The sequence below is a fragment of the Streptomyces cinnamoneus genome (assembly GCF_002939475.1).
GTDB lineage: Bacteria > Actinomycetota > Actinomycetes > Streptomycetales > Streptomycetaceae > Streptomyces > Streptomyces cinnamoneus_A.
On sequence record NZ_PKFQ01000001.1, the window covers coordinates 6,449,734 to 6,463,510 of the forward strand.

Annotated in this window: 1 protein-coding gene; it reads left to right on the forward strand. The window is 69.7% G+C overall.

Annotated features, from left to right (window positions below; genetic code table 11):
• Window positions 1–126: 126 nt before the first annotated feature.
• Window positions 127–13,777: non-ribosomal peptide synthetase (locus tag CYQ11_RS28285; RefSeq protein WP_104651111.1), on the forward strand; the 13,651-nt coding region annotated here is incomplete at its 3' end.

Genomic DNA, 13,777 nt, shown 5'->3' on the forward strand with positions numbered 1-13,777 from the left:
CACGCGCGAGATGAAGCACCCACGCGAGATGAAACACCCGCATGAGACGGCGTACCCGCACGAGACGTCGTCCCCGCACGAGATGTCGTACACGCACGAGATGACGCGGAAGAACGGGGAGTTCTGATGGCCAGTCCCATGTCGTTCGCCCAACGCCGGCTGTGGTTCCAGGGGCGGATCGAGGGACCCAGCGCCACGTACAACATCCCGATGATCGTGCGGCTCACGGGGGAGGGACTGGACAGCGCGGCACTGGGCGCCGCCCTCCGGGACGTCATCGGCCGGCACGAGGTGCTGCGCACCGTGTTCCCCGAGGCCGACGGCGAACCGCAGCAGCGCGTCGTCGAGCTCGACGACCTGCCGTGGGAGCTGGCGGTGGTCCGCGTGGCCGCCGAAGAGGGCGGCCCGGCGCGGGCGGGGCAGCGCCTCGCCGCCTGGGACGACCTGCCCTGGCACCAGCAGGTACTGGACCTGCCGATGGTCGAACCGGCGGACGAACTGCCGGGCGCCGAAGTGCCCGCCGAGGACCTCGCCGGCGCCGTCGCCCGCGCGGCGTCGTACGTGTTCGACCTGACCACGGAGATCCCCATCCGTGCCTGGCTCTTCGAGGCCGCACCGAAGGAGCACGTGCTCGTCGTGGTGATGCACCACATCGCGGGCGACGGCTGGTCGAGCGGACCCTTCGCCAGGGACCTGGCCAGGGCGTACGCGGCGCGGTGTGCCGGTGACGAGCCACGGTGGCCCTCGCCCTTGCCGGTGCAGTACGCGGACTACGCGCTGTGGCAGCGCGAGCTGCTCGGCGACGAGACCGACCCCACCAGTGTGCTCGCACGCCAGATCGCCCACTGGCGCGAAGAACTGGCGGGCGCCCCGGAAGGGCTCGAACTGCCCGTCGACCGGCCGCGCCCCGTCCAGGCCTCGTACCGCGGGCACATGGTCGGGTTCAGCGTCCCGGCCGACGTACACCGCGCCTTGAGCAGCCTGGCCCGGGAACGGCGGGCCACGCTCTTCATGGTGCTCCAGGCCGGCTTGACGGTGATGCTGTCCAAGGCGGGAGCGGGCGACGACATCCCGATCGGAGCGGCGGTCGCCGGGCGCACCGACGAGGCCCTGGGCGACCTGGTCGGCTGCTTCGTCAACACCCTGGTCATGCGCAACGACCTGACCGGCGACCCCACGTTCACGGAACTGCTGGACCGGGTGCGCGGCACGACCGTACGCGCCCTGGCACACCAGGACGTGCCGTTCGAGAAGCTGGTCGAGGCCCTGGCCCCGTCCCGGCTGCCGGCCCGCCACCCGCTGTTCCAAGTCGCCTTGTCCCTGCTGGACGTCGGCCCGGCCGTCGAACTGCCCGGCCTGCGCTCCGACGCCCTGTCGATCGGCCGGCCCGGGGCCAAGTTCGACCTCGAAGTCATGATCGGCGAGGTCTTCGACGCTGAGGGTGCTCCGGCGGGTTTGCGGGGTGGGTTGACGGTGTCGGCGGATCTGTTCGACATGGGGGCTGCGGAGCGGTTCGCCAGCTGGTTCGTGCGGGTCTTGACGGCGGTGTCGGCGGATCCGGGGGTCCGGGTCAGCGAAGTCGAGGTGTTGTCTTCGGCGGAGCGTGGGGTGTTGTTGGGTGGTTGGGGTGGTGGGGGTGTGGTGTCGGTGCCGGATGTTTCGGTGCCGGAGTTGTTTGGTGTGTGGGTGGGTCGGGCGCCGGGTGCGGTGGCGGTGGTGTGTGGTGATGTGTCGCTGATGTATGGGGAGTTGGGGGATCGGGTTTCTCGGTTGGCTCGGTGTTTGGTGGCGGCTGGGGTGGGGTCTGAGTCGCGGGTTGCTGTGTTGATGGAGCGGTCTGTTGATGTGGTGGTGGTGCTGTTGGCGGTGTTGAGGGCTGGTGGTGTGTATGTGCCGTTGGATGTGGCGTGGCCGGTGGGGCGTATGGAGGAGGTGGTGGGGGATGCCGGGGCGTGTGTGTTGGTGGTGGATGCGGGTTTGGTGGGTCATGGGTTGGTGGGGTGGGCTCGTGCTGGTGGGGTGGGGGTGGTGTCGGCTGATGCTGAGATGGACGTCGAGTGCGATGCCGGGGTGCTGCTGCCTGTGGTGCGGGCTGGTCAGGCTGCGTATGTGATGTATACGTCGGGGTCGACGGGGCGGCCTAAGGGTGTGGTGGCTACGCATGGTGATGTGGTGCGGTTGGCGTTGGACCGGTGCTGGGGGGCGTCGGGTTCGATGCGGGTGTTGTTTCATGCGCCGCATGCGTTTGATGCGTCGTCGTATGAGTTGTGGGTGCCGTTGTTGTCGGGTGGGACGGTGGTGGTGGCACCGCCGGTGGCTGTTGATGCGGGTGTGTTGCGTAGGTGGGTTGCTGATTTCGCGTTGACGCATGTGCATGTGACGGCTGGTTTGTTGCGTGTGTTGGCGGAGCGTGATCCTGGGTGTTTTGTGGGTGTGCGGGAGGTGTTGACGGGCGGGGATGTGGTGCCGGCGGGTGCGGTGCGTCGGGTGTTGGAGTGTTGTGCGGGTGTGGTGGTGCGGCATTTGTATGGGCCGACTGAGGTGACGTTGTGTGCGACGCAGTGGGTGGTGTCGGATGCGGCGGTGGTTGGTGATGTGGTGCCGATGGGGCGGGGGTTGGATAACACGCGGGTGTTGGTGCTGGATGGTTCGTTGTGTCTTGTGCCGCCGGGTGTGGTGGGTGAGTTGTATGTGGTGGGTGCGGGGGTGGCGCGGGGGTATGTGGGTCGTCCGGGTTTGACGGCGGAGCGGTTTGTCGCGTGTCCGTTTGTGTCGGGTGAGCGGATGTATCGCACGGGGGACCGGGTGCGGTGGACTGCGGACGGGCAGTTGGTGTTTGCCGGTCGGGTTGATGACCAGGTCAAGATCCGTGGCTTCCGCGTCGAACCCGGCGAGATCGAAGCGGTGCTGGGAGCCCATCCGCAGGTCGGCCAAGCGACGGTGGTGGTCCGCGAGGACGCACCCGGCGACAAGCGCCTGGCCGCCTACGTGGTGCCCGTCGACGGGGTCGGTGACGGCGAGTTGACGGACGCGGTGCGCACGTACGTCGCGGACCGGCTCCCGGCGTACATGGTGCCGGCCACCTTCACGGAGCTTGCGACGCTCCCGCTGACCGTCAACGGCAAGGTGGACCGTTCGGCGCTGCCCGCACCCGACTTCGTAGCGACCGCCGCGGGCACCACGGGCCGCGCCCCCGCCAACGCTCAGGAAGAGCTGCTGTGCGAGGCGTTCGCCGAAGTGCTCGGCCTGCCGACAGTCGGTGTCGACGACAACTTCTTCACGCTGGGCGGGCATTCCTTGCTGGCCGTCTCGCTGGTGGAGTGGCTGCGGGCCCGAGGCGTGTCGGTCTCGGTGCAGGCCCTCTTCCAGACGTCTACACCGGCCGGGCTGGCGGCGGTGGCGGGCCACGAATGGAAGGCGGTGCCGCCGAACCGCATCCCTGAGGGTGCGGGTGAGATCACGCCGGAGATGCTGCCGCTGGTGGACCTGACCGAGGCGGAGATCGCGCGGGTCGTGGCCACGGTGCCCGGTGGTGCCGCCAACGTGGCCGACGTCTACCCGCTCGCCCCGCTCCAGGAAGGCATCTTCTTCCATCACCTCATGGCCGACCAGGACAGCGGCGACGTGTACGTCCTGCCGTTCGCCCTGGCCTTTGACACGCGTGAGCGGCTGGACGGTTTCCTCACGGCACTCCAGTGGGTCGTGGACCGCCACGACATCTACCGCACGGCGATCGTGTGGGAAGGCCTGCGCGAGCCCGTCCAGGTCGTGGCCCGGCACGTGGACCTGCCGGTGACGGAGATCGTCCTCGACGAGGAGGGCCCCGAGCCGGTCGACCAGTTGCTGCAAGCTGCCGGTTCGTGGATGGATCTGCGTTGCGCACCCCTGCTGCGGATGACGGTCGCGGCGGAGGCGGGCGCCGACGGCCGGTGGCTGGCCCTGCTCCGTCTGCACCACATCATGCAGGACCACACCGCACTCGATGTCCTCCTCGGGGAGCTGCGCGCGTTCCTCACGGGGGACGAGGAGGCGCTGCCGGAGCCGTTGCCGTTCCGTGAGTTCGTGACGCAGGCCCGGCTGGGGGTTTCGCGGGAGGAGCACGAGCGGTACTTCGCCGCACTGCTGGGGGACGTGACCGAGACGACCGCCCCGTACGGCCTGCTGGACGTACACGGTGACGGGAGCGCGTCCGTGCGGGCACGGATGCGGGTCGAGGACGCTCTTGCACAGCGCGTGCGCGAAGCGGCCCGCTCCTGGGGTGTCAGCCCGGCGACGGTGTTCCATCTGGCGTGGGCGCGGGTGCTGGCGACGGTTTCGGGCCGTGACGACGTGGTGTTCGGCACGGTGCTGTTCGGCCGGATGAACGCGGGCGCGGGCGCCGACCGGATCCCCGGCCTCTTCATGAACACGCTGCCCGTCCGCGTGCACGTCGACGGGACAGGGGTCGGCGACGCGTTGAGGAGCATGCGCAGCCTGCTTGCGGAGCTGGTGGCGCACGAGCACGTCCCGCTGACCTTGGTCCAGGCGGCAAGCGGTGTGTCCGGCGGCAGCCCGCTGTTCACCTCGATCTTCAACTACCGGTACAGCCCCCAGGCCGGACCCGAGCCGGACGACATGGACGACATGCTCGAAGGCGTCCAGACCCTCTACTCCCGTGAGCACACGAACTTCCCTGTGGACGTCGCCGTGGACGTCGACACGACGGGGTTCACGATCACCGTTGACGCGGTGCCGCCGGCCGACCCCACCCACGTCGGCGAGTTGTTGCACACCTGCCTGGAGAGCCTGATCACCTCTTTGGAGCGGGACCCTGGGGCGCGTTTCGACGCGGTGGGGGTTCTGGGTGGGGTGGAGCGTCGGCGGGTGCTGGTGGAGTGGAACGGGTCGGCGGTGGTGGGTCCGGCGGTGACGGTCCCGGATTTGTTCGCTGGGCAGGTGGCGCGGACGCCGGGTGCGGTTGCGGTGGTGTGTGGTGGTCGTGAGGTGTCGTATGGGGAGTTGGACGAGCGGGCGAATCGTTTGGCCCGGTTGTTGATCGGTCGTGGGGTGGGGCCGGAGTCGGTTGTTGGTGTGGTGTTGGGTCGTTCGCCTGAGTTGCTGGTGGCGATTTTGGCGGTGCTCAAGGCTGGTGGGGCGTATCTGAGTGTGGATGCCGGGTTGCCGGTGGAGCGGATCGGGTTCGTGCTGGGGGACGCGGCGCCGGTGGTGGTGCTCACCGACCAGACGTCGGCTGGGGTCGTTCGTGCGGGTGGGGCCGTGCCGGTGGTGGTGATGGACGACCCCCGGGTGAGTGGCGAGTTGCTGGGGTTGTCGGGGGCGCCGGTTGGGCATGAGGACCGGCTTGGTGTGCTGTTGGCTGGTCATCCAGCGTATGTGCTGTATACGTCGGGGTCGACGGGGCGGCCTAAGGGTGTGGTGGTTTCGCATGGGGCTTTTGCGAATTTGTCGTTGAGTCATGCGAAGTTCGGGGTGGGTCCGGGGTGTCGGGTGGCGCAGTTCGCGTCGGTGGGTTTCGACATGTTCTGCGAGGAGTTGCTGCTGGGGTTGTTGTCGGGTGCGGCGTTGGTGGTGGTGCCTTCTGATCGGCGGGTGGGGGCGGAGCTTGCTGGTTTCTTGCGGGATGAGGGGGTGACGCATGCGACGTTGCCGACGGCGGTAGTGGCGTCGATTCCCCCGGGCGAGGTGCTGCCGGAAGGGTTTGTGCTGGACATCGGGGGTGAGGCGTGTCCGCCGGAGTTGGTGGAGCGGTGCACGGCTGATGGCCGGGTGATGTTCAACAGCTACGGACCCACGGAAACCACCGTCAACGCCACCTCGTGGCCGTGTCACATGGGCGCGGTCGAGCCCGGCGTAGTGCCCATCGGTCGGCCGATCGCCAACAACCGGGTGTATGTGCTGGACGGCTCGCTGCATCCCGTGCCGCCGGGTGTGGTGGGTGAGTTGTATGTGACGGGCTCGGGTCTGGCGCGGGGCTATCTGGGCCGTCCGGGGCTGACGGGTGAGCGGTTCGTGGCGTGTCCGTTTGAGCCGGGTGAGCGGATGTATCGCACGGGGGACCGGGTGCGGTGGACGGTGGACGGGCAGCTGGTGTTCGCCGGCCGTACGGACGACCAGGTGAAGATCCGCGGGTTCCGCATCGAACCGGGCGAAGTGGAGACCGTGCTCGGCTTCCATCCGCATGTCGGTCAGCTGGCGGTCGTGGTGCGCGAGGACGTTCCGGGTGACGCCCGGCTGGTCGGGTATGTGGTGCCGTCGGGTGCGGGGATCAACGATCTGGGCGAGTCGGTGCGTGATTTCGCGGCGGAGCGGTTGCCGTCGTACATGGTGCCGGCTGCCTTCGTGGTACTGGACGCGCTTCCCCTGACCGTCAACGGCAAGCTCGACCGCAAGGCGTTGCCGGCTCCGGATTTCGCGGCGGCTGTGGGTGGGGGCAGGGCGCCGGCGGATGCCCGGGAGGAGTTGCTGTGCCAGGGGTTCGCCGAGGTGCTCGGTCTGCCGGTCGTGGGTGTCGATGACGACTTCTTCTCTCTCGGTGGGCATTCGCTGCTGGCCGTCTCGCTGGTGGAGTGGCTGCGGGCCCGAGGCGTGTCGGTGTCGGTGCGTGCGCTGTTCGCGACGCCGACGCCGGCCGGACTGGCCGCGGTGGCCGGGCCCGGGCAGGTCGTGGTGCCGCCGAACCGCATCCCCATCGGGACGAGCGAGATCAAGCCGGAGATGCTGCCGCTGGTGGAGCTGACCGAGGCGGAGCTCGCACGGGTCGTGGCCGCGGTGCCCGGTGGCGCGGCCAACGTGGCCGACGTCTACCCCCTGGCCCCGCTCCAGGAAGGCATCTTCTTCCACCACCTCATGGGCAACGGCGACGGCAGCGACGTCTACGCGTCGCCGACAGTGGTGCAGTTCGACTCGCGTGAGCGCCTCGATGCCTTTCTGGCCGCCTTCCAGCGCGTGGTGGAGCGGCACGACATCTACCGCACGGCGATCGTGTGGGAAGGCCTGCGCGAGCCCGTCCAGGTCGTCGCCCGGCACGTGGATCTCCCTGTGGAGGAAGTGGTCCTGGACCCCGAGGCCGACGCGGTCACACAGCTGTTGTCGGCGGGCGGCTCGCGCATGGAACTCGGCCGTGCGCCGCTGATGACCGTATGCGTCGCGGCCGAGGCCGGCACGTCGGGCCGCTGGCTGGCGCTGCTTCGTGTCCATCACCTGGTGCAGGACCACACCGCACTGGACGTGCTGCTCGGGGAACTCCGTGCGTTCCTCTCCGGCACGGACGACGAGCTTCCGGTGCCGCTGCCGTTCCGGGAGTTCGTGGCACAGGCACGCTCCGGCGGCGCGCGCGAGGAGCACGCACGCTACTTCGCCGAGCTGCTGGGCGATGTGGAGGAGACGACCGCTCCCTTCGGACTGCTGGACGTGCACGGCGACGGGACTGGGATCGCCCAGGGGCGGCTGCCGGTGGAGGATGCGCTTGCCGGGCGGTTGCGGGAGGTGGCGCGGTCGTTGGGGGTGAGTCCGGCGACGGTGTTCCATATGGCGTGGGCGCGGGTGCTGGCGACGGTTTCGGGCCGTGACGACGTGGTGTTCGGGACGGTGTTGTTCGGGCGGATGAACGCGGGGGCGGGTGCCGACCGCGTCCCCGGTCTGTTCATCAACACCCTGCCCGTACGGGTCCGCGTGAAGGGGCAGAGTGTCGGGGAGGCCCTGGCGGGGATGCGGGGGCAGCTCGCCGATCTGATGGTGCACGAGCACGCCCCGCTGACCGTGGCCCAGAGCGCCAGCGGCCTGCCCGGCGGCACCCCGCTGTTCACCTCGCTCTTCAACTACCGGCACACCCGGCCCACGCCCGGTGCCGGCGACCAGGTCGACGGCATCAGGACCGTGTTCTCCCAGGACCGGACGAACTACCCCCTGACCGTCGCCGTCGACGACGAGGGGTCCGGCTTCGTCCTCGTCGTCGACGCATCGACCCCGGTCGACCCCGGTCTGGTGTGCGCTCTGACGCACACCGCTGTCGCCAACCTCGTGACCGCGCTGGAAGAGGCCCCGGACACGTGCTTCGCGACGGTGGGAGTGCTGGACCCTGCCGAGCGTCGCAGGCTCGTCGAGGGAGGCGACGCGCCCGCGGCGCCGGGGCCGGAAGCGACGGTCTCGGCGGTGGCGACGGCCCCGGCGGTCACGATCCCCGAGCTCTTCGCCGCCCAGGCGGCCCGGACTCCGGACGCGATCGCGGTGACGCACGGGTCGGCCGAGGTGTCGTACGCGCAGCTGGACGCACAGGCGAATCGTTTGGCCCGGCTGCTGATCAGCCGTGGCGTGGGTCCGGAGTCGTTCGTCGCGGTGGTGATGGACCGCTCGGCCGAGCTGATGGTCGCGCTGCTGGCCGTCCTCAAGGCCGGTGGCGCCTACGTGCCCCTGGACCCGGCGTACCCGGCCGAGCGGATCGCCTTCACGATCGGCGACGCGTCCCCGGCTCTGGTGCTGGCGCAGGCGGCGACTGCTGCGTCAGTCGCGTCGGCGGCGGACGCGGGTGCGGTGCCGGTGGTCGTCGTCGATGCCCCGGAGACGCTCGGGGAGCTGGCGGAGTGCGACGACACCGAGCCGGCCGACGTCGAACGGCGCGGAGCGCTGCTACCCCACCACCCGATGTACGTCATCTACACCTCCGGCTCCACCGGTCGCCCCAAGGGGGTGGTGATACCGCACGCGAACGTGGTGTCGCTCTTCCGCGCGACGGCTGACTGGTTCGAGTACCGGGCCGAGGACGTGTGGACCTGGTTCCACTCCGTCGCGTTCGACTTCTCGGTGTGGGAGCTGTGGGGGGCGCTGCTGCACGGCGGGCGCTTGGTGGTGGTGCCCTTCGAGACGTCCAGGTCCCCGGTGGACTTCCTCGACCTGCTGGCGCGTGAGCGCGTCACGGTCCTCAACCAGACCCCCAGCGCCTTCTACCAGCTCACACAGGCGGAGGCCGCCACTCCCGGCGCGGGCCGCGACGAACTGGCACTCCGCCGCATCGTCTTCGGCGGCGAGGCACTCGACCCGGCACGCCTGGCGGGGTGGTACGACCGGCCCCCGGGTGACACCCCGCTGCTGGTCAACATGTACGGCATCACCGAGACCACGGTCCACGTCACCCATGTGCCTCTCGGTTCGGACGCTCCCGCCCGGAGCACGACCGGGAGCATGATCGGGCGCGCACTCGCGGGCCTGCGCGTCTACGTGCTCGACCAGGCGCTGGAACCGGTGCCGCCGGGCGTCGCCGGGGAGATGTACGTCTCGGGGACGCAGCTGGCGCGGGGCTATGCGGGTCGGCCGGGTCTGACGGGTGAGCGCTTCGTGGCGTGCCCGTTCGAGCCCGGTGAGCGGATGTACCGGACCGGCGACCGGGCGTGGTGGACTGCGGACGGCCAGCTGGTGTTCGCCGGCCGCGCGGACGACCAGGTACAGATCCGCGGGTTCCGCATCGAGCCCGCCGAGGTGCGGGCCGTGCTGGCGGAGCACGAAGGTGTCGAGCACGCAGCCGTGGTGGTGCGCGAGGACGTTCCGGGTGACGCCCGGCTGGTCGGGTATGTGGTGCCGGCGGGTGCGGGGGCCCGTGGTCTGGGCGAGTCGGTGCGGGGGTTCGCGGCGGAGCGGTTGCCCTCGTACATGGTGCCGTCGGCGGTGGTGGTGCTGGATGCCTTGCCGTTGACGGTGAACGGCAAGCTGGATCGCAAGGCGTTGCCGGCTCCGGATTTCGCGGCGGCTGTGGGTGGGGGCAGGGCCCCGGCGGATGCCCGGGAGGAGTTGCTGTGCCAGGGGTTCGCCGAGGTGCTCGGTCTGCCGGTCGTGGGTGTCGACGACGACTTCTTCTCTCTCGGTGGGCATTCGCTGCTGGCCGTCTCGCTGGTGGGCTGGCTGCGGGCCCGAGGCGTGTCGGTTTCGATGCGTGCGCTGTTCGCGACGCCGACGCCGGCCGGGTTGGCGGCGGTGGCCGGGCCCGGGCAGGTCGTGGTGCCGCCGAACCGCATCCCTGAGGGTGCGGGTGAGGTCACGCCGGAGATGTTGCCGCTGGTGGACCTGACCGAGGCGGAGATCGCGGCCGTGACCGCGTCCGTACCGGGCGGTGCCACGAACGTGGCGGACGTGTACCCGCTGGCTCCCCTACAGGAAGGGATGTTCTTCCACCACCTGATGGCCGAGCGGGGCGGAGGTGACGTGTACGTGCTCCCCCTGGCCCTGGCCTTCGACACCCGCGAGCACCTCGACGCCTTCACGTTCGGCCTTCAGCGGGTGGTGGACCGCCACGACATCTACCGCACCGCGATCGTGTGGGAAGGACTGCGTGAGCCCGTCCAGGTCGTGGCCCGGCACGTGGACCTGCCGGTGACGGAGATCGTCCTCGACGAGGAGGGCCCCGAGCCGGTCGACCAGTTGCTGCACGCTGCTGGCTCGTGGATGGATCTGCGTTGCGCACCGCTGCTGCGGATGACGGTCGCGGCCGAGCCGGGCGCCGACGGCCGGTGGCTGGCGCTGCTGCGCATCCACCACATGGTGCAGGACCACACCACGCTCGAAGTCCTGCTCGGGGAGCTGCGCGCGTTCCTCACGGGGAACGAGGAGGCGCTGCCGGAGCCGTTGCCGTTCCGTGAGTTCGTGGCGCAGGCCCGGCTGGGGGTTTCGCGGGAGGAGCACGAGCGGTACTTCGCCGCACTGCTGGGGGACGTGACCGAGACGACCGCCCCGTACGGCCTGCTGGACGTGCACGGCGACGGTACGGCGGACGTGCAGGCCCACCTGCCGGTGGAGGACGCGCTTGCCGGGCGGTTGCGGGAGGTGGCGCGGTCGCTGGGGGTGAGCCCGGCGACGGTGTTCCACCTGGCGTGGGCGCGGGTGCTGGCGACGGTTTCGGGCCGTGACGACGTGGTGTTCGGCACGGTGCTGTTCGGGCGGATGAACGGGGGTGCGGGCGCCGACCGTGTCCCCGGCCTGTTCATCAACACCCTGCCGGTACGCGTTCGGGTCGGGGAGCAGGGCGTCGGTGAGGCCCTCGCCGGGATGCGGGGACAGCTAGCCGACCTGATGGTGCACGAGCACGCCCCGTTGTCCCTGGCCCAGGCGGCCAGCGGCGTCACTGGCGGAAGGCCGCTGTTCACCTCGCTGATCAACTACCGCTACGACCGGGCCACGTCGGCTGCCGATTCAGGGCTCGAAGGAGTCAGAGCGCTCTTCTCCAGGGAACACACGAACTACCCCCTCGATGTCGCCGTCGACGACGACGGCACCGGATTCGTGATCACGGTGGACGCGGTGCCTTCGGTCGACTCGGCACACGTGTGCGCGATGCTGCATGCCGCACTGGGCAACCTCATCACCTCTTTGGAGCGGGACCCTGGGGCGCGTTTCGACGCGGTGGGGGTTCTGGGTGGGGTGGAGCGTCGGCGGGTGTTGGTGGAGTGGAACGAGTCGGCGGTGGCGGGTCCGGCGGTGACGGTCCCGGATTTGTTCGCTGGGCAGGTGGCGCGGACGCCGGGTGCGGTTGCGGTGGTGTGTGGTGGTCGTGAGGTGTCGTATGGGGAGTTGGACGAGCGGGCGAATCGTTTGGCCCGGTTGTTGATCGGTCGTGGGGTGGGGCCGGAGTCGGTTGTCGGTGTGGTGTTGGGTCGTTCGCCTGAGTTGTTGGTGGCGATTTTGGCGGTGCTCAAGGCTGGTGGGGCGTATCTGAGTGTGGATGCCGGGTTGCCGGTGGAGCGGGTCGGGTTCGTGCTGGGGGACGCGGCGCCGGTGGTGGTGCTCACCGACCAGACGTCGGCTGGGGTCGTTCGTGCGGGTGGGGCCGTGCCGGTGGTGGTGATGGACGACCCCCGGGTGAGTGGCGAGTTGCTGGGGTTGTCGGGGGCGCCGGTTGGGCATGAGGACCGGCTTGGTGTGCTGTTGGCTGGTCATCCGGCGTATGTGCTGTACACCTCGGGGTCGACGGGGCGGCCTAAGGGTGTGGTGGTTTCGCATGGGGCTTTTGCGAATTTGTCGTTGAGCCATGAGAAGTTCGGGGTGGGTCCGGGGTGTCGGGTGGCGCAGTTCGCGTCGGTGGGTTTCGACATGTTCTGCGAGGAGTTGCTGCTGGGGTTGTTGTCGGGAGCGGCGTTGGTGGTGGTGCCCTCTGATCGGCGGGTGGGGGCGGAGCTTGCTGGTTTCTTGCGGGATGAGGGGGTGACGCATGCGACGTTGCCGACGGCGGTAGTGGCGTCGATTCCCCCGGGCGAGGTGCTGCCGGAAGGGTTTGTGCTGGACATCGGGGGTGAGGCGTGTCCGCCGGAGTTGGTGGAGCGGTGCACGGCTGATGGCCGGGTCATGTTCAACAGCTACGGACCCACGGAAACCACCGTCAACGCCACCTCCTGGTCCTGCCGTCCGGACCTGGTGGATGGTGATGCCGTTCCCATTGGTCGGCCGATCGCCAACAACCGGGTGTATGTGCTGGACGGCTCGTTGCATCCCGTGCCGCCGGGTGTGGTGGGTGAGTTGTATGTGACGGGCTCGGGTCTGGCGCGGGGCTATCTGGGCCGTCCGGGGCTGACGGGTGAGCGGTTCGTGGCGTGTCCGTTTGAGCCGGGTGAGCGGATGTATCGCACGGGGGACCGGGTGCGGTGGACGGTGGACGGGCAGCTGGTGTTCGCCGGGCGTGCGGATGATCAGGTGAAGATCCGCGGGTTCCGCATCGAACCGGGCGAAGCCGAGATCGTGCTCGGCGCGCACGCTGGTGTGGCGCAGGCGGCCGTGGCGGTGCGCGAGGACACTCCCGGCGACAAGCGCCTGGTCGCCTACCTCGTGCCGTCGGATCACGGCACTGAGGACCTTGTCGACTCGGTGCGTCGGCATGCCGGCGAGGGCTTGCCGTCGTACATGGTGCCGGCCGCCTTCGTGGTACTGGACGCGCTTCCCCTGACCGTCAACGGCAAGCTCGACCGCAAGGCGTTGCCCGCGCCGGACTACGCGGGGGCGATGGGTTCCACGGGGCGTGCGCCTGGCAGCGTGCGGGAGGAACTGCTCTGCCATGCCTTCGCCGAGGTGCTCGGCCTGCCGGTCGTCGGTGTCGATGACGACTTCTTCGCCCTCGGTGGGCATTCCCTGTCAGCGGTGCGCTTGGTGAGCCGGATGCGCAGCGTGCTCGGGGCGGAGATTCCGCTGCGGACGCTGTTCGAGCATCCGACGCCGGCAGCCCTGGCCGCCCTCCTGGAGCAGGCCGCCCCGGGCCGCGTGGCGCTGAGTGCGCACGAGCAGCGACCGGAGCGGGTGCCGTTGTCGTTCGCGCAGCGCCGGTTGTGGTTCCTCGCGCAGCTTGAAGGACCGAGCGCGACCTACAACATTCCACTGGCTCTACGGATGCGCGGTGAGCTGGACCGGGACGCGCTGACCGCGGCCCTGCAGGACGTGGTGGGCCGCCACGAGGCACTGCGCACGGTCTTCCCGATCGCGGACGGCGAGCCGTACCAGCGGGTGCTGTCGGCCGATGAAGCCGCATTCGCGCTGTCGGTGCGGGACGTGGCTGCCGAGGATCTGGCGGACGAGGTGACGCGGGCGATCACGTACGCCTTCGACTTCTCTGCGGAGGTTCCGGTGCGGGCGTGGTTGTTCGCGGTGGCGCCGGATGAGCATGTGCTGGTGCTGGTGTTGCACCACATCGCTGGTGACGGCTGGTCGATGGGGCCGTTGGCGCGGGATGTGTCGGTGGCGTACGCGGCGCGGTGTGCTGGTGGCGAGCCTGGGTGGTCGGCGTTGCCGGTGCAGTACGCGGATTACGCGC